The 20,883-nt window shown below is 65.0% G+C and carries 24 protein-coding genes; 13 read left to right on the top strand and 11 right to left on the bottom strand.

The features are described 5' to 3' along the window. Nucleotides 1-80: 80 nt before the first annotated feature. From ACP7AX_RS16705 to ACP7AX_RS16695, 3 genes are all read right to left on the bottom strand, one after another. On the bottom strand, nucleotides 81-1,157 hold the full coding sequence (locus tag ACP7AX_RS16705; protein ID WP_426227977.1) for an extracellular solute-binding protein: 1,077 nt from the start codon (nucleotides 1,155-1,157) through the stop codon (nucleotides 81-83). A 193-nt stretch (nucleotides 1,158-1,350) separates the two neighbouring features. Then, entirely contained in the window at nucleotides 1,351-1,785 is a 435-nt protein-coding gene (locus tag ACP7AX_RS16700) for a hotdog domain-containing protein (RefSeq protein WP_131683434.1), read from the bottom strand. Between the two features lie 72 nt (nucleotides 1,786-1,857). Further along, on the bottom strand, nucleotides 1,858-2,361 hold the full coding sequence (locus tag ACP7AX_RS16695) for a GNAT family N-acetyltransferase (RefSeq protein ID WP_131683433.1): 504 nt from the start codon (nucleotides 2,359-2,361) through the stop codon (nucleotides 1,858-1,860). A gap of 173 nt (nucleotides 2,362-2,534) precedes the next feature. On the opposite strand from ACP7AX_RS16695, the gene ACP7AX_RS16690 reads away from it, so the two are divergent. The 3 genes from ACP7AX_RS16690 (at nucleotide 2,535) to ACP7AX_RS16680 (ending at nucleotide 4,328) form a co-directional block, all read left to right on the top strand. Further along, complete coding sequence (locus ACP7AX_RS16690; protein ID WP_131683432.1) at nucleotides 2,535-3,053, top strand: MarR family transcriptional regulator; 519 nt, start codon at nucleotides 2,535-2,537, stop codon at nucleotides 3,051-3,053. A 157-nt stretch (nucleotides 3,054-3,210) separates the two neighbouring features. Continuing rightward, nucleotides 3,211-3,402 carry a hypothetical protein gene (locus ACP7AX_RS16685; protein ID WP_131683431.1) on the top strand — a complete coding sequence of 64 codons (192 nt, stop codon included), beginning with the start codon at nucleotides 3,211-3,213 and terminating at the stop codon, nucleotides 3,400-3,402. A gap of 14 nt (nucleotides 3,403-3,416) precedes the next feature. Next, complete coding sequence (locus ACP7AX_RS16680; protein WP_131683430.1) at nucleotides 3,417-4,328, top strand: protein kinase domain-containing protein; 912 nt, start codon at nucleotides 3,417-3,419, stop codon at nucleotides 4,326-4,328. Nucleotides 4,329-4,466: 138 nt separating this feature from the next. Here ACP7AX_RS16680 and ACP7AX_RS16675 read toward each other — a convergent pair whose 3' ends face one another. Together ACP7AX_RS16675 and purB are read right to left on the bottom strand one after the other, a co-directional pair. Beyond that, nucleotides 4,467-5,138, bottom strand: a complete 672-nt coding sequence (locus ACP7AX_RS16675) for a histidine phosphatase family protein (RefSeq protein ID WP_131683429.1) — start codon at nucleotides 5,136-5,138, stop codon at nucleotides 4,467-4,469. Between the two features lie 15 nt (nucleotides 5,139-5,153). Next, nucleotides 5,154-6,596: an adenylosuccinate lyase gene (gene purB / locus ACP7AX_RS16670; protein WP_426227973.1), complete on the bottom strand. Its 1,443-nt coding sequence runs from the start codon at nucleotides 6,594-6,596 to the stop codon at nucleotides 5,154-5,156. A 150-nt stretch (nucleotides 6,597-6,746) separates the two neighbouring features. Here purB and ACP7AX_RS16665 point away from each other — a divergent pair, with 150 nt between their 5' ends. Further along, a complete protein-coding gene (locus tag ACP7AX_RS16665; RefSeq protein WP_131683427.1) occupies nucleotides 6,747-7,049 on the top strand; it encodes a hypothetical protein in 303 nt (100 codons plus the stop codon). Continuing rightward, entirely contained in the window at nucleotides 7,049-8,506 is a 1,458-nt protein-coding gene (locus ACP7AX_RS16660) for a hypothetical protein (RefSeq protein ID WP_426227971.1), read from the top strand. Before ACP7AX_RS16665 ends, ACP7AX_RS16660 begins: the two co-directional genes overlap by 1 nt. Before the next feature lie 43 nt (nucleotides 8,507-8,549). On the opposite strand, the gene ACP7AX_RS16655 is transcribed toward ACP7AX_RS16660, so the two are convergent. After that, complete coding sequence (locus tag ACP7AX_RS16655) at nucleotides 8,550-8,978, bottom strand: phage holin family protein (protein ID WP_426227969.1); 429 nt, start codon at nucleotides 8,976-8,978, stop codon at nucleotides 8,550-8,552. A gap of 114 nt (nucleotides 8,979-9,092) precedes the next feature. Here ACP7AX_RS16655 and ACP7AX_RS16650 point away from each other — a divergent pair, with 114 nt between their 5' ends. From ACP7AX_RS16650 to ACP7AX_RS16630, 5 genes are all read left to right on the top strand, one after another. Beyond that, nucleotides 9,093-10,211, top strand: coding sequence for a histidinol-phosphate transaminase (locus tag ACP7AX_RS16650; protein ID WP_131683425.1), 1,119 nt, complete (start codon nucleotides 9,093-9,095; stop codon nucleotides 10,209-10,211). Between the two features lie 149 nt (nucleotides 10,212-10,360). Beyond that, complete coding sequence (locus ACP7AX_RS16645; protein WP_426227967.1) at nucleotides 10,361-11,620, top strand: thiamine pyrophosphate-dependent dehydrogenase E1 component subunit alpha; 1,260 nt, start codon at nucleotides 10,361-10,363, stop codon at nucleotides 11,618-11,620. Continuing rightward, nucleotides 11,620-12,600, top strand: coding sequence for a transketolase C-terminal domain-containing protein (locus ACP7AX_RS16640; protein ID WP_131683423.1), 981 nt, complete (start codon nucleotides 11,620-11,622; stop codon nucleotides 12,598-12,600). Before ACP7AX_RS16645 ends, ACP7AX_RS16640 begins: the two co-directional genes overlap by 1 nt. Nucleotides 12,601-12,643: 43 nt before the next feature. Continuing rightward, the gene (locus ACP7AX_RS16635) at nucleotides 12,644-14,113 is read left to right on the top strand and encodes a dihydrolipoamide acetyltransferase family protein (protein ID WP_426227965.1); all 1,470 of its coding nucleotides are present in this window, start codon (nucleotides 12,644-12,646) and stop codon (nucleotides 14,111-14,113) included. A gap of 15 nt (nucleotides 14,114-14,128) precedes the next feature. Beyond that, on the top strand, nucleotides 14,129-14,737 hold the full coding sequence (locus tag ACP7AX_RS16630) for a phosphatase PAP2 family protein (protein WP_426227963.1): 609 nt from the start codon (nucleotides 14,129-14,131) through the stop codon (nucleotides 14,735-14,737). A 16-nt stretch (nucleotides 14,738-14,753) separates the two neighbouring features. On the opposite strand, the gene ACP7AX_RS16625 is transcribed toward ACP7AX_RS16630, so the two are convergent. From ACP7AX_RS16625 to ACP7AX_RS16605, 5 genes are all read right to left on the bottom strand, one after another. Further along, nucleotides 14,754-15,101, bottom strand: a complete 348-nt coding sequence (locus ACP7AX_RS16625) for a hypothetical protein (protein WP_426228048.1) — start codon at nucleotides 15,099-15,101, stop codon at nucleotides 14,754-14,756. Between the two features lie 149 nt (nucleotides 15,102-15,250). Further along, a complete protein-coding gene (locus ACP7AX_RS16620) occupies nucleotides 15,251-15,679 on the bottom strand; it encodes a universal stress protein (protein WP_108597811.1) in 429 nt (142 codons plus the stop codon). A 53-nt stretch (nucleotides 15,680-15,732) separates the two neighbouring features. After that, entirely contained in the window at nucleotides 15,733-17,037 is a 1,305-nt protein-coding gene (locus tag ACP7AX_RS16615; RefSeq protein WP_426227960.1) for a PLP-dependent aminotransferase family protein, read from the bottom strand. Between the two features lie 75 nt (nucleotides 17,038-17,112). After that, entirely contained in the window at nucleotides 17,113-17,997 is an 885-nt protein-coding gene (locus ACP7AX_RS16610; RefSeq protein WP_426227958.1) for a GerMN domain-containing protein, read from the bottom strand. A 250-nt stretch (nucleotides 17,998-18,247) separates the two neighbouring features. Further along, complete coding sequence (locus tag ACP7AX_RS16605; protein WP_131683418.1) at nucleotides 18,248-18,805, bottom strand: NAD(P)H-dependent oxidoreductase; 558 nt, start codon at nucleotides 18,803-18,805, stop codon at nucleotides 18,248-18,250. A 124-nt stretch (nucleotides 18,806-18,929) separates the two neighbouring features. On the opposite strand from ACP7AX_RS16605, the gene ACP7AX_RS16600 reads away from it, so the two are divergent. From ACP7AX_RS16600 to ACP7AX_RS16590, 3 genes are all read left to right on the top strand, one after another. After that, entirely contained in the window at nucleotides 18,930-19,535 is a 606-nt protein-coding gene (locus ACP7AX_RS16600) for a TetR/AcrR family transcriptional regulator (RefSeq protein WP_426227956.1), read from the top strand. 168 nt (nucleotides 19,536-19,703) lie between these two features. Continuing rightward, nucleotides 19,704-19,889 carry a hypothetical protein gene (locus tag ACP7AX_RS16595; protein ID WP_131683416.1) on the top strand — a complete coding sequence of 62 codons (186 nt, stop codon included), beginning with the start codon at nucleotides 19,704-19,706 and terminating at the stop codon, nucleotides 19,887-19,889. An 8-nt stretch (nucleotides 19,890-19,897) separates the two neighbouring features. Continuing rightward, complete coding sequence (locus tag ACP7AX_RS16590; protein ID WP_131683415.1) at nucleotides 19,898-20,881, top strand: ABC transporter permease subunit; 984 nt, start codon at nucleotides 19,898-19,900, stop codon at nucleotides 20,879-20,881. Nucleotides 20,882-20,883 lie beyond the last annotated feature (2 nt).

Here is a 20,883-nt window from a genome sequence, read left to right as displayed (position 1 = left end):
GGAACCTGTCTGGGTGGGACTGAAGGAACGGTGGGACTGGAGAGTCCGGTGAAACTGAGGAACGTGCGGGCAGGGACGAACTACGGCATGTACTCGAGTTCGATCTTCTCCACCCACGGGCCCATGTTCTTCTGGACGAAGTCCCAGTCGATGTCCTGCTGCTTGAGGTCGGCGAAGAAGTCCACGACCTCAGTGTTGGCCTGTTCTGCCGCGACCTTGTTGACCGGCATCGAGTTGAACTGCTTGGCGAATGCACCCTGGACCTCGGCGCTGCCGTACCAGTCGATGAACTTCTGGGCCTCTTCCTTCTTGTCCGTGCCCTTGACCAGGGCAATCTGCTCCACCGCAAGCGGAACTCCGACCGACGGCATGACGGTCTCCACATTGACCTTGAAGGTCTTCTCGCGTTCGGTGATGATCGAGGACGGCATCTGGCCCATGTCCACTTCCCCCGATGCGATGCGGGCAAACAAGTCCGTCTTCGCCACCGCCGGGCTGCCGTTCTGGAAGTACTGCTCCGCCTGCTTCCAGCCTTCATCCGAGATGCCCAGGTCACCCGAGTCATCCTTGTAGCGGGTGAGGATGCTGGCGAACACCAGCTGCGCAGTGGCGGTGCCCATTCCGGTGACACGCTCGTAGCGGTCCTTGAACTCGTCCTTGGTCCAGAGATCGGTCCAGTCCTTCGGAGCGGCATCAGCCTTGATTTTGTCCGAGTTGTAGCCGAGGAGAATGGCCTGCTTCACCAGGGGCCAGTACGCCTCACCGTCGCCAAGTTCCGCGTCAACGTCGCCCGCCCAGGCCGGCTTGTACGGCTCAAGCGCACCCTCGGCCTTGATCTGTGCGAAGTACATGTTGTTCAGGCCGAAAGCGATGTCTGCGATGGGGTTGTTCTTTTCGGCGATCAGCTTGTTGGTGGCATCCGCCCCGCCTGCGCCCACAACCTCGACCTTGAAGCCTGCCTTCGCGGCCTCGGCAGTCAGCCATTCGCCACGGCCCTCACCATTGGAGTTGGTGTAGATGACCAGGGTTTCGCCGGACGCACCGGCGGGCGCGGATGAAGCATCACCGGACGCGGCCGGGGTAGGGGATCCACCCCCGCAACCGGCAAGCAGGGTAGCGGCGACGACGGCGGCGGCCAAGGTATGGAATTTTCGCACGATCAGGACTCATTTCTGGGCTGGAGCGGACCGGAGCATTGTTCGGCAAGCCTATAGCTGAGCGCGTCGAATGGAGGCGTCTATTGCTATCGATTTGATAAACAGCCCGGCTGATCAGTCTGATGCGAGCACTGAAACGTTCAGCGTGCGGGAGGTAAACGGACGGCAAACCCTGATCTGCCGCCGTCGGGCATCAATCCTGGTTGAGCGTTTCCGTGAGGTGGTGCGTCGGGATCCTGTCCCGGTCATAAGTGATCTCGGTGTAGCCGTGAGGTTCAGGCTTTCCCGCCGGGCTCAGGTTCACAAAGACGATCTCTTCGATGGTCAGGATGCTCTGGCGGGTGATCATGTTGCGGACCTCGGCCCGCATGGTCAGCGACGTACGGCCAAACCGGGTTGCGGTCAGGCCCATTTCGATCAGGTCACCCTGCACTGCGGAGCTCACGAAGTTGATCTCTGAGATGTATTTGGTGACAGCGCGGCCGTTTCCGAGCTGGAGGATGGCGTAGATCGCAGCCTCTTCATCGATCCACTTCAGCAGGCTTCCGCCGAACAAAGTGCCGTTGGCATTGAGGTCCTCGGGGCGGACCCACTTGCGGGTGCGGAAGGTGATGTCAGCGGATTCCATACGGCGAGATTAGTCGACGGCGGCGCGCGGGGTGCAGTGGCGGTGGCAGTATGACGGCGCCGGCTCTCCCGGTCAGGCCATGGCGGTGTGCGCTGCGCTGTGGGAATCGATCACCTTGGCGTAGCAGTACGAGTGTGCCACCCCGATATAGGCGCCGAAGTTGGGGACGGGTTCGAAGCCGGAGTTCTGGTAGAAGTTGCGGCCGTCCGGCTGTGCCGAGCCGGCCTCCGCTTTGACCCGGGTAATGCCCTGTTTGTAGGCCTCGGCCTCAAGCGCCGCCAGAATGGAGCTGGCCACTCCCGAACCACGGGTGTAGGGGAGTACGTAGAGCCGCTTAATTTCAGCAGTGACGCTGTCCAGGAGCCGGAGTCCGCCGCACCCCACCGGTTGCCCGGAGGCTTTGTCATATGCCACCAGGAACACGGCGCAGTCAGCGCCCGACGGCGGGGTCCCCGGTTCGTGGTCAGGGGTACCGAAGCGGGCGTCCAGTTCGGCCTGCTGCGCCCTGCGCAGATCGGCTCCCACTGGGTTGGACCACGTGACGGACCTGATGTTGAGACGGGGGTTGGTCTGCATGACTGCCTCGATTCCGGGCGAACACGATATGGCGAAGGGCTATGCCCACTAAGCCTAGGAGGGCGCCGTTAACGCCGTGTTTCCCCCGCGTAAGCAAACCGATAACCTCCGGGGCCCGGTTGAGCTCGTCTTTGCTTGGAAGCCTAGATATATGACGGGCTAGTGTTATGGGCATGGCTTCCAACAACAACGAAGGTTCCGGATACTGGTACGGGCCGGATGGGCAGCTGGATTACAGTGCAGCCGTGCTGAAGTCATTGCGGGACTACCGGGCTGCCGAGACCGCACTCCGGCGTTCCACCCAGGACTCCATGGGGATGGGCGAAACGGACATCCTTGCGCTCCGATACCTCCTGCGCGCCCAGGCGTCCGGGAGAACTGCTGTGCCGAAGGACCTCAGCCGGTTTCTAGGGATCACCAGCGCCTCCACCACGTCACTGATCGATCGGCTGGTAGAGAGCGGCCACGTCCGGCGTGAGCCGCACCCCACTGACCGCCGTTCTGTTGTGGTGGTTCCCACGGTCGAATCGGACCAGGAAGTCAGGGTGACCCTGGGCGGAATGCACCGGCGCATGATGGCCGTGGCCGAGGGGCTCTCGGCGGAGGACGCCCGCGTGGTGGTGGACTTCCTGCAGCGCATGGCCGAAGCGCTGGAAGGTGAGCGCCGGCACCCCACAGGTGAAAGTAGCTAGCCTGACTATATATATGTATGCTTACGATTGTTCAGTCCCTGGAGATGGAGTCGTAAGCCCGATGGTCACTTTTGCCCGGTGTTCTGAAGTAGACATGCCGTCCGACGAAGAACACTTTTCAGGGGCAGGCGGCGCGCCACTCCATTGCAGTGAACCGATGGAACTTGTGACACCGGCCCTGGGCGCGGACGCTGCTGTCTACTCGTTTGATCACGCCGAGGGGCCAGCGCAGCTGCCGCCGGTGTGGCGTTGCGGCTGCGGGTTCCAGCTGGATGCCTGGGTGGCTCCCGAGGCATCGTGGGGCCTTGTTGCCGGCATGACCCCTGCGGCCACGTACCCGGGCCGGTGAGCGTTCCGGCAGGCTTGGCCGCCGCCACTGACCGTTTCCACACCACAGAGCGTTTCGACACCACTGAGCGTTTCCAACTGCGCGGACGCCTGGGCCGCGGGTCCCTGGCGGTGGTTTTTCGTGCAATTGACCTTGCTGACAACCGTGAGGTGGCCGTCAAAGTCGCGGCGGAGCCCGGGCCGAAGGCACAGGAACGCATCCACAACGAAGCCAGGGTTCTTGCCGCGCTGGCCCACCCCTCGATCATCGGCTTCATCGGCGAAGGCATCATGCCTGCCGGTGGACCCCTTGCCGGCCGGCCTTTCCTGGTGGAAGAACTGGCTTTCGGTACCAGCCTCCTGGAGGTCATCCGGACTGGCCCCAGCAGCCCGTCGGACTTGGTGCCCTGGGCCTTGGGCATGTTTGAGGCGCTGAATCATATCCACACCAAAGCCTTGGTGCACTGCGACATCAAGCCGGCGAACCTGATGCTCAGTGGCCTGCGGCGGAGCCCGGTGCGCCTCGTTGATTTCGGCATCGCTTCACAGGTGGGAGCCGCACCCCAGGCCGGCATCTCCTCGGGAACTGTCCACTACATGAGCCCGGAGCAGGCCTCCGGTGGCGCTGCGCACCCGGCCTGGGATGTCTACGCCATGGGGCTTGTCCTCCTTGAACTGATGACGGGGGAGAAGGCATTTCCCGGCACGGCAGTTGAATCGCTGGTTGCCCGGACGCTCCGGAACCCTGGGATTCCGCGGAACGTGGGTCCGGGTTGGGAAGGCCTGTTGCGGGCCCTGACGGCCATGGATCCCTTGGACCGGCCCTCGGCAGCCGAAGCTGCGGCCTGGGTGGGGCGGCTTCTTCCAGCGGTCTCACGCCCCGATTTCACTCGCCGCCGGCGGAGCGCGTGGTTTGCAGGCCAGAGGCAGCAGCGGCTGTCGGCGTAGCCCGGGCTGTCCTGGCCCGGCTGGTCCGTTGACAGGAACGGTGCGTCCTGAATCGCCCGGTCTGTACTGGCCCGCCCGGTCCGTCCTTGGCCTGCCCGATCTGCCCTGGCCCGACTGGTCCGCTGACGCGAACGCCTGTTAGCCCGCCGCGCCGGTGGGGTCCTCGGCTGTAGGGTCCGCCAGGGCGAGGCCGCCTACCGGGCTTCCGTCCCAATGGATAAGTTTCCAGCCGGCGTCGGGATCACCTTCCAACGCCACAATTCCAGTGTTGTCCAGCACATGTTTGGCGGCGAACTCGTGGTCTGCGCCGTCGGCCCGTAGACCAGCCCAGGTGCGGATAGCGGCACCGTGGCTGACCACGGCGGCCACTCCAGTGTTACCGTCACGGACGGTGCGTTCGGCAATCAGGGTGATGGCGGCGTCGAACCGGCCGAAGAACTCGTGGCCATCGGGACCCGCAGGCATCCTGCGGTCCAGGTCGCCGGCTGCCCACGCAAATACCGTGCCCATGTAGTGCTTGTGCGATTCCTTATCGGTCAGCTTTTCCAGCGACCCGGCTTCGATTTCGTGCAGTCCGTCCAGCACCTCCACCTCAAGGCCCCGCAGCCGGGAAAGAGGGGCGGCAGTGATCTGTGTCCGGAGGAGCGTGGAGGCGTAGAGTGCACCGATCGGCTCGTTGACCAGGGACCGTGCCATCGCCTCAGCCTGCCGTTCGCCCAACTCGGTCAGCCCCGGCCCGGGGTGGGCGGTGTCCAGTTGGCCGAGTACATTGCCGGGGGTCTGTCCATGGCGGATAAGGAGCAGCTTCATGAGTCCGGGCTCTTCCTACTTGAGGTGGTCCACCAACTGGTCGGCGATGCCTGTGTACTTCCCGGGCGTGAGGGCAAGCAGCCGCGCCTCGGCCTCGGCGGACAGGCCCAGGCTCTGGACGAATTCCCGCATCCGGGCGGCGTCCACGCGCTGGCCGCGGGTAAGGTCCTTGAGCCGCTCGTAGGGGTTTTCCATGCCCTCGACGCCGGCGATCGCCTCTGCGCGCATGACCATCTGGATGGCCTCGCCCAGGACTTCCCAGTTGGTGTCCAGGTCCGCGGCGAGCACGTCTGCGGCAACGTCCAGGCGGTCCAGGCCCTTGGCCACATTGGATATGGCCAGGAGGGAGTGGCCGAATGCCACGCCGATGTTGCGCTGGCTGGAGGAGTCCGTGAGGTCGCGCTGCCAGCGGGAGGTCACCAGTGTGGAACCGAGGACGTCCAGCAGGCCTGAGGAGATCTCCAGGTTGGCCTCGGCGTTTTCGAACCGGATCGGGTTGACCTTGTGCGGCATGGTGGAGGACCCGGTGGCGCCCGCAACAGGGACCTGGGCGAAGTAGCCGATCGAGATGTAGCTCCAGATGTCCGTGCAGACGTTGTGCAGGATCCGGTTGAACCGCGCGACGTCGGCGTACAGCTCGGCCTGCCAGTCGTGGCTTTCGATCTGGGTGGTCAGCGGGTTCCAGGCCAGGCCGAGGCCCTCGACGAACGATTTGGCGACCTGCTGCCAGTCCGCGCCCGGAACCGAAGCCACATGGGCCGCGTACGTGCCGGTTGCGCCGTTGATCTTGCCCAGGTATTCCGTCTTGGCGATCCGGTCCAGCTGGCGGGTCAGGCGGTGGGCGATGACGGCCAGTTCCTTGCCCAGTGTGGTGGGCGTGGCCGGCTGCCCGTGCGTGCGGGACAGCATGGGAACTGCGCGGTTGTCCGCTGCCATCGCGCTGATCTGGGCCACGAGGGTACGGGCTGCAGGCAGCCACACGTCCTCCACAGCGCCCTTGACGCCGAGCGCGTAGGAGAGGTTGTTGATGTCCTCGGAGGTGCAGCCGAAATGCACCATGGCTGTCAGGTTTTCGATGCCGATGCCGGGGAGGCGGCGGCCGATGTAGTATTCCACGGCCTTGACGTCGTGGACGGTGACGGCTTCGATTTCGGCGAGTTCTGAGACTGAGGCGGAATCGAATTCCGTGACGATCGCCCGCAGCTGGTCCTGCTGCTCCGCGGTGAGCGGGCCTGCGCCGGGCAGGACATTGTTACCAGTCAGGTGGATGAGCCACTCGACTTCCACAGCAACCCGGTCGCGGTTCAGGGCGGCCTCGGACAGGTAGTCAACAAGGGGTGCGACGGCGGACTGGTAGCGGCCGTCCAGCGGGCCCAGGGCGATCTGCTCCGGTGACGCGGCGAGGGCCAGGCGTCCGGAGGGCGTGCGGGTATCAGCTGGGGCGGCAGTTTCAGGCATGTGCTGATTCTTCCATGAACTCCCTGGCCTCGCTTAGGCGGGAACCTGGTGTGACTTGTCCACATAGCCGCCGCCGGTGCTTCCGGCGGCCGGGTGCTGTTCCGTAGCGTCGGCACGTACAACACCACAGAACAGGTGAGGGGAACAGGCATGAGCGGGGACTTGGGGGCAGCCGGTATGGCCGCATGTATGTCGCGGGCCTATGAGGTGCTGCAGCTTGCGGGGCGCGTAGCCAGGTGTACGGAGCAGGTGGAAAGCATCGGTTTCAGCTTCCGGGAAGTCCAGCTCCTCGATTGGCAGTCACCGGCCGGGCGGGCCTACCGGAATTCCGTGGCTCTCCAGGAGGTGGCGCTCGGCAGGGCCCGGGTTCGGCTGCATGATGCCGCAACTGCTGTGCACCGCCATGCCCGGGAAGTTGAATCCACGGCAGGCACAACTGCCGGGCGGTACTGATGGCCGAGGCAACGCCGTCCGGCAGCGGCGGCCCCATCCCGCTGACCGGGCCTGCAACTGACGGGGCCTTGGAAATCAGGGGCGGTATCGGGGGCATTACGTTCCAGCTTGAGGAACTCACTTTCGGGGCCGGAAAGCTCGATGTCCTTGCCGACCAGCTGGCCGCCGTGGAGGTTGAGGTGCACCGCATCTGGGAGGACCTGGGCGCATACCAGAACGATTCCCGGCCCTCGGGGACCATGGCCCTGCTGTCCGTCGGCGAGGCCGAGTGGAGCGTCCGCGCTGTCCGCGATGAGCTGCAACGCATCAGCAGCCAGGTGCGCGCCAGCAAGCGCGACTATGAGGCCGCGGAGGTGTTGGCGGGTCTTTCGCGGGGAGCCGGTGCCGGGTTGGGAAACCCCGGGACCATTGGACGTCAGGCGGGAGATTTCTGGCTGGGCCATGCCCTCAACGGAGAAGCCGCGGAACAAGTGGTCGGTCCGTTGGCACTGGGGGCCCTCCTGGCGGTCTCACCGCAACGCTTTGCCATGGCGGTTGGCGCCGACCTGGCTGCCGGCAGGCACATAGCAACTGCCCTTCCCCTACTCACTGGGGTGGTGGGGCAGCACATCCGTATCCTGCAACCGCGTGCTGTCACGGCGGACCGGAAGGAGACGCTGCCCATCGAATTCGATGGTTCGCCGGCGGCGCTCCTGGAACGGGCGCGGATCGTCAATGAACGCGGCGACGGCTATATCGAGGTCGTTGAGGTGGAAAACGGTGGAGAGAAGGCCTACGTGGTGGTGATCCCCGGCACCCAGGCCGGGGGCGAAACGGGAGGAAGCAACCCCTTTGATGAAGCAGGGATCGGCGAAGGGCTGGGCCACCGTTCCAGGGAAATCAATGCTGCCGTCCTGCAGGCACTGCGGGCTGCAGGGGCCGAAACAGGGGCGCAGGTTGTGGCCGTGGGCTACAGCCAGGGTGGAATCCATGCCATGAACCTCGCAACGGACGAGCTGTTCCTCAACGAATACGACATGAAGTACGTGCTCACTGCCGGCTCTCCCGTAGGCGGGATTGCTCCGGCCTCCGGTATCAGTACCCTGCATCTGGAGCACAGGCAGGACTGGGTTCCAGGAGCAGACGGGACACCCGGCCCGGACGCGAGGAACAGGGTGACCGTGACGCTCAACGGTCCTGTCCACACGCCGGATGGGGAGGAAGCGGGCCTTGGGCCTGGCCACAAGCTCACTAACTATGAAGAGGGCGCACGCCTTGTCTCGGCCAGCAGGGATCCCTCGCTCGTGGCATCGACTGCGGTCCTTGGCGGTGTGCTCGGCGCGGGAGGTACAGCGACGGCCACACGTTTCGCACTATCGCGCACGAAGGCGCCCGAGCCGCAGACCGTGAGCACACCCCAGCCGACGCCACGGCCGCAGTCGCCACCGAAGCCTCCGGAAGTCAGCGCTGCACGGTAGCCGCGGCCGCCGGGTAGCCAGCAGCGCAGTTAATCCTGGCCGGTCAGCGCCGCCGGCCGCCGGGAACCCGGCCGGCCACGAGCGAGATAAGCGTGATGATGATGGCGGCCAACACCGCTGTCCAGAAGAAGGAGTCTATGGTGAAGCGCACCGGCGTGTAGCTGCTGATCCACGAGGTCAGGTAGAGCATGGCGGCGTTGATGACGATCGTGAAGAGGCCCAAAGTCAGGATGGTGATGGGCAAGCTGAGGAAGCTGACCAGGGGGCGGACAAACGCATTCACCACGCCGAAGATCAGCCCGATGAAGAGGTAGGCCAGGATGATGCCGATGGTGTCCGTGCCCTGGGTTACGCCCGTCTTGGCCACGGCCTCGGTGGTTGCTGACGTGGAAATATCCAGGCCGGGCAGTATCCAGCTGGCAATCCAGAGGGCCAGCCCGTTGATCAGTACCCGAACAATGAAAGATCGCATGCGTCCATGCTGTCATATCGCCCGGTGCGCCTCCTGTGCGCGTTCTGCGCGCCCCCGTGCGCCTCTTGGGTGGACACCGGCTGCACGCCGGACATCAGAAGTAGGCTGGATTGCATGACTTCTTCAGAGACCCTACCCGGGGGAATCCGCCCCCGCCCGGTGGTGGCCCGGCTTCCCCGCTACGCCGCAGGAAAGCCTCCCACCGCCGTCGGGGGATTGACCAGTTACAAACTGTCCTCCAATGAGAACCCGCTGCCGCCCATTCCGGCAGTACTTGAAGCCATTGCAGGACAGACGGACTTCAACCGTTACCCTGATCCGCTCAGCAGCAAGCTGCGCACGGCGCTCGCAGAATTCCTTGACGTCCCCGCGGAAGACATCGTCACCGGCGCCGGAAGCCTGGGCGCCCTCAACCAGCTGCTGACCACCTTTGCCGGCCAGAACGATGACGGCAAAGCCGACGAAGTCATCTATGCCTGGCGCTCCTTCGAGGCCTATCCCATCAGTGTGGGCCTGGTGGGCGCCGAAAGCGTCCAGATCCCGCTGACCGCTGACGGGCGCCACGACCTCGCGGCCATGGCAGCAGCGGTCACGGTCCGCACCCGCGTCATCCTGCTGTGCACTCCGAACAATCCCACCGGCCCCATCCTGACCGCAGCCGAAACCGAGCGGTTCATCCAAGCGGTCCCGTCCGACGTCGTGGTAGTGATTGACGAGGCGTACCAGGAATTTGTCCGGGATAAGGATGCTGTGGACGGCATCAGGCTGTACCGGAAATACCCGAACGTCATAGTGCTCCGCACGTTCTCCAAAGCCCACGGACTGGCTGGTCTCCGCGTCGGCTACAGCGTGTCCAGCCCTGAACTGACCCAGTACCTCCGGGTCGCTGCCACGCCCTTCGCAGTGTCACAGATCGCTGAACGGGCCGCCATCGTTTCGCTGCAGAACTACCACCAGGTTGTAGAAAGGGTACAAAGCCTCGTGGATGAGCGGGTCCGCGTCACTGCCGCGCTGCGGAGGCTCGGCTGGTTTGTTCCGGAGGCCCAAGGCAATTTTGTCTGGCTGGGCCTTGGCGAAAACAGCACCGAATTTGCCGAACTCGCGGGAACCCACGCGTTGTCGGTACGGGCGTTCGGCAACGAAGGGGTGCGCGTCAGCATCGGCGAAGTGGAGGCGAACACCCGTTTCCTCCAGCTCTGTGCGGACTATACAAAGCCGCCGCGGCGTTCCTAGCGCTTAACATGTAACAGCAGCGGTACCTACTGAAGATAAAGTAAGGACCAGAAAGCCATCATATATGCCATCAAGGGAATGCATTCCCATTGAGGTATATATCCCAGCGACATTGCAACGCATCCGCGTGCGGCAAGCAAGGAGACGGTATGGGCGCCACACATCTGCCCTCCACCGAGTTCGACGGAACAGAGCTAGACGACCAACTCGAGGCTGAGGCGGAAGTCCAGCAGGGCGACCCCGCTGAGCCAATGGTCCAGCTTCTGTCCCCCGACGGCACCTTGGGCACGGATCCGTTGTTCTCGGCGTACGCCGACCGGCTGGATGCAGAAAAACTGCGCGGCTTCTACGCCGACATGGCCCGGATCCGCCGTTTTGATGTTGAATCAACCGCACTCCAGCGCCAGGGCCAGCTCTCGCTGTGGGTACCGCTGACCGGCCAGGAAGCCGCGCAGATCGGCTCGGGCCGGGCCAGCCAGCCGCAGGACTATATCTTCCCCACGTACCGCGAGCACGGGGTTGCCCTGACCCGCAACGTGGACCTCGCAGAGCTCCTGCGGCAGTTCCGGGGCGTCTCCAACGGCGGCTGGAATCCGAAGGACACCAACTTCCACCTCTATACCCTGGTCCTTGCGGCGCAGACCCCCCACGCGGTGGGCTACGCGATGGGTATCCAGCGGGACCAGAAGCTTGCTGCGGCTGCGGCCGGGGCCGTGCCGGGCCAGCAGGCGGAACCAAATGCTGCGGTGATGGTCTACTTCGGTGATGGCGCCAGCTCGGAGGGCGATGTCCATGAATCCATGGTGTTTGCCTCCTCCTACAAAGCACCTGTGGTGTTCTTCTGCCAGAACAACCACTGGGCCATCTCCGTGCCCAGTTCGGTGCAGACCCGCATTCCGCTGTCCAACCGCGCCAAGGGCTACGGTTTCCCCGGGATCCGCGTGGACGGCAATGACGTGATCGCCGTCCACGCGGTCACCGAATGGGCCCTTGAGCAGGCCCGTGAAGGAAACGGACCGGTGCTGATCGAGGCGTTCACGTACCGCGTGGGGGCACACACCACCGCTGACGATCCCACCAAGTACCGGGAATCCGCGGAAGAAGCCCTCTGGCGGGCCAAGGATCCGCTCGACCGCCTGGAAAAGTACCTGCGGGCCCAGGGTTTTGCCGACGACGCCTTCTTTGAACAGGTCAAGGCCGACGGCGATGACCTCGCCACGTACGTCCGCAAGACCATCCACGACTTTGAAACCCCGGACATCCGGACCGCGTTCGCCAACACCTACGTTGAAGCCCACCCCCTGGTGGCCGAGGAACTCGCGTGGTTCGAGGCGTACAGCGCCGGGTTTGCCGACACCACTGAATCCGACACGAAGCCCGCCGGGGCACAGGAGGGGGCGGCCAACTGATGACCACCATGACCATAGCCAAGGCGCTGAACGAGGGCCTCCGCGCCACCCTTGGCAACAATCCCCGCTCCCTGCTCATGGGCGAGGACATCGGTGCCCTCGGCGGCGTCTACCGGGTCACCGATGGTCTCCTCGCAGAGTTCGGCGCAGACCGTGTGGTGGACACCCCGCTCGCGGAGTCCGGCATCATCGGCACCGCCATCGGCCTGGCGTTGCGCGGTTACCTGCCCGTCTGCGAGATCCAGTTCGATGGGTTCGTGTTCCCGGGCTTCAACCAGATCACCACCCAACTGGCCAAGATGCACGCCCGCAGCAACGGCAACCTGACCGTTCCGGTGGTGATCCGCATCCCCTACGGCGGTGGAATCGGCTCGATCGAGCACCATTCGGAATCCCCGGAGGCACTGTTCGCCCACACCGCAGGCCTGCGGATCATCACGCCCTCCAACGCCCATGACGCCTACTGGATGATCCGGCAGGCCGTTGAGTGCCAGGACCCTGTGATCGTCTTCGAGCCCAAGCGCCGCTACTGGCTCAAGGGTGAAGTGGACATGGAGTCGCCCGGTGCCTCCGCCGATCCCTTCAAGGCCCACGTGCTCCGCGAGGGCACCGATGCAACGGTGGTGGCGTACGGCCCGCTCGTGCCGGTGGCACTCGCCGCCGCGGATGCAGCAGCTGAGGACGGTCACAGCATTGAAGTCATTGACCTGCGCTCCATTTCCCCGATCGACTTTGACACTGTCACGGCGTCGGCGAAAAAGACCGGCCGGCTGGTGGTGGCCCACGAGGCACCGACGTTCGGCGGGATCGGCGGCGAGATCGCAGCCCGGATCAGCGAACGGGCGTTCCATTCCCTGGAGGCTCCCGTGATCCGTGTTGGCGGCTTCCACATGCCCTATCCGGTGGCCAAGGTGGAGGAAGACTACCTCCCGGACATCGACCGGATCCTCGAGGCGCTGGACCGCGCCCTGGCCTACTAGCCGCCACCCTCCCCGCTCGCGCTTGCCGCTGAAAGAGGACATCATGACCCTGAACAAGTTCAACCTTCCCGATGTGGGCGAAGGCCTCACCGAGGCGGAAATCGTCTCCTGGAAGGTCAAACCCGGGGACGCTGTTGCCATCAACGATGTCCTGTGCGAGATCGAGACCGCCAAATCGCTCGTGGAGCTGCCGTCGCCCTTCGCCGGCACTGTCACAGAACTGCTGGTCCCCGAAGGGGTGACCATCGACGTCGGCACCGCCATCATCAGCGTCTCGGATGCTGTATCAGGCGACCCGACCCCCGCCGATGTCCCGGCACCTGCCACTCCGGTCCAGCCCTTGTACGGAAAGCTTCCCGCGCACGACGCCGACACTTCAGGCGGTGCCCCGGCCGGCGGTCCGCTGGTGGGATCGGGTCCGAAGGCGGACGCCGTGAAACGCCGTCCCCGGAAGACGGCACCCGCCGCCGCAGTGTCACGCAACTCCCCCGAGGTCGAGCCTGTCCAGCCTCACTCACTGGCTGAAGTCTCCGGACCCCAAGAGGCTGGTCCGGTTCAGGACGAGACCGTCGACACCCGTCCCACGCTGGGCGGAACCATCACCGGGCTGGTGAACCGCGTCCTGGCCAAGCCGCCGGTGCGGAAAATCGCCCGCGATCTGGGCATCGACCTCGCCGACGTGGTGGCCACCGGCTCCCGCGGCGAAGTGACCCGCGAGGACCTGGTCAGTTACCAGGCCCAGCGCGATGCCGAGCTGGACAAGGCCGACGGCTTCTGGGGCACGGCCGGGAAGCCGCAGGACCAGCGGATCGAAAAGATCCCCGTTAAGGGCGTCCGCAAGGCGACAGCCCGGGCCATGGTGGAATCTGCGTTCGCCGCCCCCCATGTCAGCATCTTTGTTGATGTGGACGCCAGCCGGACCATGGAGTTCGTCAAGCGGCTGAAGGCCTCCCGTGACTTCGAAGGCATCAAGGTATCGCCGCTGCTGATCCTGGCCAAAGCAGTCATCTGGGCCGCGGCCCGGAACCCGAGCGTCAATGCCACGTGGGTGGACAACGCTGGCGGAACCGATACGGCCGAGATCCACGTCAAGCACTACATGAACCTCGGCATCGCAGCAGCCACCCCGCGCGGCCTGATGGTTCCCAACATCAAGGACGCCCAGGATCTCTCACTCAAGGAACTTGCCGTCGCCCTGAACAACCTGGCAACCACAGCCAGGGCCGGCAAGACCCAGCCGGCCGAGATGCAGGGCGGAACGCTCACCATCACCAACATCGGTGCGCTGGGGATCGACACCGGAACGCCCATCATCAACCCCGGTGAAGTGGCGATCGTGGCCTTCGGAACCATCAAGCAAAAGCCCTGGGTGCTGGACGGCGAAGTCATTCCACGCTGGATCACCACGCTCGGCGGTTCCTTCGACCACCGGGTGGTGGACGGGGACCTGTCCGCCCGCTTCATGGCCGACGTCGCGGCCATCCTCGAGGAGCCGGCCCTCCTGCTGGACTAGGCGGACATTACACGAGTGAGCAACGCAACGCTCCGCGCCCAGAACCGCGCCGCCAGATGGCTGACCGAAGTCTTCCAACCCCCGGTGGTGGTCACGCTGGTGCTGCTCATCAGCCCCGTGATCGAGCCGGGATTCCCCGGAACCATCGGATATGGCGCCTTGGCTGCCCTGTTCGTCTGCGTGCTCCCGCTCATGCTGCTGCTGGTGCTGGTTCGCTTGGGGAAAGTCACTGACCACCATGTCAGCAACCGCAAGCAACGCGCCCCCGTGCTGCTGATGGCCTTGGGCTCCGTCGCTGCCGGGCTGGTGGTGCTGGCAGCCACCCCTGCGCCCCGGAGCGTGCTGGTCACGGTGCTGGCGATCGTGGCCGGCATCATTGTCCTGGCGGCGGTCAGCCCGTTCTGGAAGATCAGCGGGCATGCGGCTGCCATCGCGTCGTCGGCCGTTATCTCGGTCCTGATGCTGGGGCCGGCCTGGCTGCCCCTGGTGTTGCTCATCCCCGCCGTTGGCTGGTCCCGCGTGGTCCTGCGCGCGCATACGCGGGCACAGGTGGTGACCGGATCGCTGTTCGGCGCGGTGGTGATGGCCGGACTGTGGTGGCTGCTGCGCGGCTGGCTCCTCTAGGACCGGGCGGTGCCGCTCAGTAGGTGTAGGCGGAGAACGCGACCATCAGTTCAGCAACCTCGGCATCGCTGCCCATGGATCCTGCCAAACCTGCGTAGGCGGCGAAGAAAAGGCCGCCCAGGACAACGGACACCCCGGCGACGGCCCCGAAGAACTTCCGGTCCTCGAGCAGGACGCTGCGGATGGTCTCCGGCAGGCGAAGCTCCGGCGAGATGAGGTTGGGAGCGCTGTCCACGGATCCGTCATCCAGCAGCGCAACAACCCGGCCGTTGCCACGGTCCACCCGCATGGAGCAGATGTGGTTGCCGTGACGGGCCAGGAGGATATCGTGGCCTACAAGCTGGCGGCGCTGGAGAGAAATCAAGGGAACCCTTTGGACGGCGTGGATGGTGGCTGTCCGCTCCATTGAGGGCACTCCCATTTTATCGTCCGCGCCGGGCCGGAAAGGGCCGTCAGGGCGTGAGAACGGACACCATGCACCGCCGTGGGGCATGGTGTCCGGGGATCCGCTCCCTAGTTCACGTCGTACGTGTTGGCGATGTAGACATCGCACGTGGCGTTGTGGGCCACGCTGTTCGCCACGCTGCCCAGGACGCGTCCAATGCCCCGCATCCGCCGGTTTCCCACAACAATCATTTTGGCGTCGAGGCGCTCGGCTTCCTTGATGAGTGCTTCTGCGGGCTTGCCGCGGGCAGAGGAATATGTGACCTTGACGGGACCGGCCAGGGCGTCGGCTACCGTCCTGGCGACGTGCTCGGCGCCGTCGGCATCGGAAACGATCCACTGATCGCTGCCCGAGCCGAAGACCTCGGTGCGGTCGCTGTCGAAAGCGGAGACCACATGCAGCGAGGCGTCCAAGGCTGCTGCGAGGTCCCGGGCCGACTCGGCTGCCTTCTTGGCAGTCTCGCTGCCGTCAACCCCCACTACGATGATTCCGCTCATTCTCGTGCTCCTTTACTCGGTATGACTTACGGCCACGCTCAATGAGGCCAACGCTACAGCGCGGCGAGGGCTTCGCGCAGTACCGGCGCCAAACGTCGGACGCCTTCCTTGATCGCTTCGGGCGGCACCGCGCTGAAAGCCAGCCGCAGCTTGTTCGACGGCCCGTCGGCCGGACTGAAGGCGGCGCCCGGGATAAAGACGACGCCGGCGTCGATTGCCTTCTGCAGCAGGGGATAGGTGTCCATCCCCTCCGGCAGCGTGACCCAGACGAAGAAGCCGCCTTCAGGCCTGGTCCAGCTGGTTCCTGCCGGCATGTGTTCTTCCAGGGCCGAGAGCATAGCAGCGCAGCGTTCGGCGTACAGGCCCCGGTAGGTTTCGATCTGGGCCTTCCAGTCGTAATCCCGGAGGTAGGCGGAGACCAGCATCTGGTTCAGCGTGGGTGGGCATAAGGTCACTGACTCGGAGGCCAGGTAATAGCGCCGCTGCAGGTGCTCGGGTACCAGGGCCCAGCCGATCCGCAGGCCAGGGGCAAAGATCTTTGAGAACGATCCAAGGTAGATGACATCGGCTGGATTGGCCGCCCGGAGTGGCTCCAGCGGCTTTCCGTCAAACCGCAGGAGCCCGTAAGGGTTGTCCTCCAGCACCAGAATATTCGCATTACGGCATATATCGACGATCTGCTGCCGCCGCTCCTGGGCGAGCGTGATGCCGGACGGGTTGTTGAAGCTGGGGATGGTGTACAGGAACTTGATGTTCTTCCCGGCCGTCTGGAGTGCTGCGATCCTTGCCTCCAGGAGTTCGGGCACCAGGCCGGCGTCGTCCATTTCCACGGTGGCCACCTCCACCTGGTATGCCTCGAAGGTGTTCAGCGCGCCAACATAGGTGGGGTTCTCCACCAGCACCACGTCTCCCGGATTGCAGAAGACCTTGGTGGCCACATCCTGGGCCGACTGCGAGCCGGCAGTGACCACCACGTTCTGCGGGAGGGCGTCCGTGATCCCCTCCTGTGCCATGACTTCACAGATCTGGGTGCGCAGTTCCTCGGTGCCCTGGCCGGCCCCGTACTGCAGGGCGGTGAGACCTTCCGCGGCGAAGATGCCGGCGGCCGTCTCAGCCAGGCGCTTGAGTGGGAGCGACTGCAGATAGGGATTGCCGCCGGCCAGGGACACCAGCCCGGGCCGCATCGAGATGTCAAAAACATCCCGGACCGCGGATTGTTTGATGTGGGCGGCGCGGGCGGAGAAAAGCGCCTCGTGTGGATGGACGGCGCGGTGGGCGGACGTGGCAGCACGTTCGATTGCGTCGATGGCTTCGGGTGGCAGCTGCGCTGCTGCGGCGGCAAGTGTCTCGTGGGTCACTTTCTCAGGATACAGCCGCCAGTTGCCGGTTAGGCAACAGTTGTTGACAAATATTCCGGCGGGGGCGGGAAGCGCCTATTTCAGGCGCAGGGCTTCGGCCAGGGGAGTCCCATTGATATACACCTCTGCGCGGATGGCGCCGACGGACGCTACTGCTGTCTGCGTGAGCTGGGCCTCGACCCGGGGAACATCGCACGTCCCGCCCAGGCTGATGGTCCCTGACAGGTAGACCGTGACGGTGGTGCCATCGAAGCTTCCGGACAGAAAGGTCAATGATGACTCAGCCAAGGCGTTGTACAGCCCTTCTGCCGCGGATCCGTCCAGGAGGGCGCGCATGGCAGCCGGCAGCGGCTCAACAGCATCCTCCGCTGACCGCCGGATCCCGGCCAGGCTGTCATTGCAGCCGAAACGCACACCGCGGGCGCCGCCGTCGTCAATCAGCACGTAGTAGGCAGTCACGGTCCGGGTGCCCGCGGACCGCCCCGAAGCGGTTTCGGCGGGCGTCTCAGAAGTTTGCGGTGAAGGCGTTTGGGGCGTGGGCGATGGGCGGGCAGTCACAGCGGGGTCTGTGCGCGGCGATGGCTCCGGCGGGGTGGTCGCGGTTGCCCCGCCGGGAGCTGTTTGCTCCGTTTCGGACCCCGCTGAGCCGGCGGGTGTGGCGGGGCCAAGCTCCGTCTGGGAGGGCTGCGCAGGGTCGGTCCGGGCGGTGCCTGTTTGGCCGGTGCCTGGTTGGGCGGGCGCTGCACTTCGCCCCGTTTCCGGTGGCGGGGGAGCCTGCGGCTGTGGAGCCGGGACCAGCGGGCCCTCAGCAGGCGCGGTGCGCTCAATGGTGGCGGCGCCCTGAGTAAAGGCGCGGCCGGCGGAAGGATCGGACCCGGGGGAGCAACAGCCCAGCCACAGCGGAAGCGTCAGTGCTGCCGCAGTTACCATCAGTTTCCCGGCGCCCCGTTTGCCTGCCATCTCTGCACCGCATCCCATCCCGTGCGTCCCCGTGCATTAACGTTACGGCGGACTCATCGGCCTGAAAATGCCGGCATGGTTCCGGTTGGAACAAGACTTGGTCACGCCGGCGCACGCAGTGCTCCCCGCGCTTACGGTGCGGTAACAAAATGCCCCGGACGCCGTTGTGGCGTCCGGGGCAGTGGGATTGCGCACGTTATGGCTGCGCGGGTGATCAGCGGGACAGGCCGGGTGGCCCGTGGCATCGGCCTTAGGCGGCAGGCTGGGGTGCGAGCAGTGCGTCGAAGACGCCCTTGATCTGCTCAACAACTTCAGCGTCGTCCTTCGGGTGCAGTTCGGCGAAGCGGACCATGGAGCCGGGAACGGCGAGCTTGACGTCCTCGAGGACCTGGGCGCCGGCAATGCCCACAGCCTTGCGGGCTTCGTCCTGGGCCCACACGCCACCGAACTGGCCAAAGGCAGTGCCGACGACGGCGGTGGGCTTGCCGGTGAGGGCGCCTGCACCGTAGGGGCGGGACAGCCAGTCAATGGCGTTTTTCAGGGAGGCGGGCACCGTGCCGTTGTGCTCCGGGGTGACCAGCAGCAGGGTGTCGGCGTCGTTGGCGGCGGCGCGCAGGGCTGCTGCGGCTGCGGGGACCTGGCCCTCGATGTCGAGGTCCTCGTTATAGAACGGGATGTTCCCGAGGGTCTCGTGGATGACAACGTCAACGTGCTCGGGAGCGTTCAGCTGGATTGCTTCGGCCAGCTTCTGGTTGGTGGACTCGGCGCGGAGGCTGCCGACAAGGGTAAGTACGGTGTTCTTTGACATACGGACTCCTGGGTTCGGGCTGCGGCCGGGCCGCTAACCGGTTGGAAGGGTGGAGGCTTGTGGCCTTCACTGAGCTAAACGGACCGTGGTCCGATTAATATTCCCGGGGACTAGGATACGGAGTGTGAGCTTCATCCCACTCCTGCCCGGATCGCTCTCCGGCCCCGTCCCAGAGCGAAGCGATGCCGCGCGGAACCGCCGGCGTCTGCTGGACGCTGCGCGTGAGCTGATCGCGGAGTCCGGGGTGGATGGCCTGACCATGGACGCCCTGGCGGAACGCGCCGGAGTGGGCAAGGGCACTGTGTTCCGCCGCTTCGGCAGCCGCACCGGGCTGATGATGACGCTCCTGAGCGACTCGGAAGCGGCGTTCCAGGAACGCTTTATGTTCGGCCCGCCACCCCTCGGGCCGGGTGCACGGGGGCTGGACAGGCTGATCGCGTTCGGCGCGGCGCGGATCGCATTTGTGCTGGACCACGGCGATCTGGCGGCCGCCGCCGAGGGGGCTAACAGCCGCTATGAAGTGCCGGCCGCGGTCTTGGCCCAGCGCCACCTTGAGTTCCTCCTGCGCGACGAGGGCATGGAGGCGGACCCGTGGCTGATGGCGATGGCCCTCGGCGCCACGCTCGATCCGGACAGGCTGCTGCACGCCGTCCGCGTCCATCAGCTGCCGCCCGAGCGGCTCGCAGCGTCCTGGCGGGAACTCGTCACCCGCGTGGTCCGCGCGCCGTAGCGTACGCCACAGCCCGGCAATACGTCCAGTCAAATCAATTCCGCTGAAGAATTCATAACGATCTGATACGGTCCCGCCATTCTCCGGCAGAAGCTCACATGGCGGACTCATCCATGTGATAGTTTCCTCTGGAATGTGACCCGCAACATAGTTCGTGAGGACTGGTGTGTGTCGGTCGCGAAAGCCGGCGAATGCGCCGGCGCAGACCTTGGGGGCGGCGCGATCCGTGGCTGGCTGGGGAAAATCGGAAGGATCTGGAACGTGGATGCAGTCGAGGTAAACAGGCCGGTGCCGGCCCAGGGCGATCCCCTGGCGTGTAAGTCAAGCGTCCCGGCGGCAACGATCCAGAAGTAGCTGCCGCAATGCTCAGGTACCTTGCCAAGCGCGGCATCACGTACGTCTTTATGATCTTCCTGACCACCTCGGCCGGGTACTTCCTGGCGGTCAGTTCCCTCAAGCCCGCGCTGCTTGAGCAGGAACGGATTCCCCGCCCCACCCCGGAACAGGTGGCCAACTCCATGCGCCTGAAGGGCCTGGACCCGGACCTCAGCCCGTGGGAGCGTTACGTCGAATGGCTCACGGCAATCGTGACCCGCTGGGACTGGGGACGCAGTCCAAACGGCGCCTTCATCAACGCCGAATTCGGTGACCGGGTGTGGATCTCCACCCGTCTCTTCCTCGCATCGATCGTGCTGACGCTGGTCATCGGCGTAGCCCTCGGTGTGTACTCGGCGGCCCGCCAGTACAAGTTCCAGGACCGCGTGATCACCTCCTACAGCTACCTGGCGTACATCGTACCGGCCCCCATCGCTTACTTCCTGGTCCAGCTCGGTGCCATCAACATCAACGAGACGGTGGGGGAACGCATCTTCTTCGTCACCGGCATCTCCACCCCCGGCATGGAACCCGGGTGGGCTCAGTTTGTGGACATGCTGGCCCATTACGCAGTCCCCACCATCGCCATCACGCTGGTGGGCTGGGGCTCGTACCAGATCGCGCAGCGGCAGTACCTGCTGGACAACGTCAATGCAGATTTTGTCCGGACGGCACGAGCCAAGGGGCTGACCCGCAACCAGGCGATTTCCCGGCACGCCCTGCGGGTGTCCTTCATTCCCGTGGCCCAGAGCATCGCCTTCACCATCCCCGCCATCTTTGCGGGCGGCTTCTTTGCCGAGAAGATCTTTGCCTGGCCCGGGGTGGGTTCGTGGAGCATTGACGCCATCTCCCTGCAGGACGTGAACGCCGCAACCGCCACCCTCGCCTACGGCTCCGTGATCTTTGCCCTCGGCGCCATCCTCGCTGACTTCGCCACCACCCTGGTTGACCCGAGAGTGAGGGTGCAGTAGCC

It is taken from the genome of Pseudarthrobacter sp. DSP2-3-2b1 (assembly GCF_049895945.1).
Taxonomy (GTDB): Bacteria; Actinomycetota; Actinomycetes; order Actinomycetales; family Micrococcaceae; genus Arthrobacter.
The sequence above is the reverse complement of the archived record's forward strand: the minus strand, read 5'-3'. Positions and strand labels throughout refer to the sequence as shown.

Excerpts from the sequence above, each read along its gene's own strand:
- ACP7AX_RS16700 (WP_131683434.1), bottom strand. The coding sequence starts at position 1,785 with ATGGAATCCGCTGACATCACCTTCCGCACCCGCAAGTGGGTCCGCCCC.
- ACP7AX_RS16695 (WP_131683433.1), bottom strand. The coding sequence starts at position 2,361 with ATGCAGACCAACCCCCGTCTCAACATCAGGTCCGTCACGTGGTCCAAC.
- ACP7AX_RS16690 (WP_131683432.1), top strand. The coding sequence starts at position 2,535 with ATGGCTTCCAACAACAACGAAGGTTCCGGATACTGGTACGGGCCGGAT.
- ACP7AX_RS16685 (WP_131683431.1), top strand. The coding sequence starts at position 3,211 with ATGGAACTTGTGACACCGGCCCTGGGCGCGGACGCTGCTGTCTACTCG.
- ACP7AX_RS16675 (WP_131683429.1), bottom strand. The coding sequence starts at position 5,138 with ATGAAGCTGCTCCTTATCCGCCATGGACAGACCCCCGGCAATGTACTC.
- purB (WP_426227973.1), bottom strand. The coding sequence starts at position 6,596 with ATGCCTGAAACTGCCGCCCCAGCTGATACCCGCACGCCCTCCGGACGC.
- ACP7AX_RS16665 (WP_131683427.1), top strand. The coding sequence starts at position 6,747 with ATGAGCGGGGACTTGGGGGCAGCCGGTATGGCCGCATGTATGTCGCGG.
- ACP7AX_RS16660 (WP_426227971.1), top strand. The coding sequence starts at position 7,049 with ATGGCCGAGGCAACGCCGTCCGGCAGCGGCGGCCCCATCCCGCTGACC.
- ACP7AX_RS16655 (WP_426227969.1), bottom strand. The coding sequence starts at position 8,978 with ATGCGATCTTTCATTGTTCGGGTACTGATCAACGGGCTGGCCCTCTGG.
- ACP7AX_RS16650 (WP_131683425.1), top strand. The coding sequence starts at position 9,093 with ATGACTTCTTCAGAGACCCTACCCGGGGGAATCCGCCCCCGCCCGGTG.
- ACP7AX_RS16645 (WP_426227967.1), top strand. The coding sequence starts at position 10,361 with ATGGGCGCCACACATCTGCCCTCCACCGAGTTCGACGGAACAGAGCTA.
- ACP7AX_RS16640 (WP_131683423.1), top strand. The coding sequence starts at position 11,620 with ATGACCACCATGACCATAGCCAAGGCGCTGAACGAGGGCCTCCGCGCC.
- ACP7AX_RS16635 (WP_426227965.1), top strand. The coding sequence starts at position 12,644 with ATGACCCTGAACAAGTTCAACCTTCCCGATGTGGGCGAAGGCCTCACC.
- ACP7AX_RS16620 (WP_108597811.1), bottom strand. The coding sequence starts at position 15,679 with ATGAGCGGAATCATCGTAGTGGGGGTTGACGGCAGCGAGACTGCCAAG.
- ACP7AX_RS16610 (WP_426227958.1), bottom strand. The coding sequence starts at position 17,997 with ATGGCAGGCAAACGGGGCGCCGGGAAACTGATGGTAACTGCGGCAGCA.
- ACP7AX_RS16605 (WP_131683418.1), bottom strand. The coding sequence starts at position 18,805 with ATGTCAAAGAACACCGTACTTACCCTTGTCGGCAGCCTCCGCGCCGAG.
- ACP7AX_RS16590 (WP_131683415.1), top strand. The coding sequence starts at position 19,898 with ATGCTCAGGTACCTTGCCAAGCGCGGCATCACGTACGTCTTTATGATC.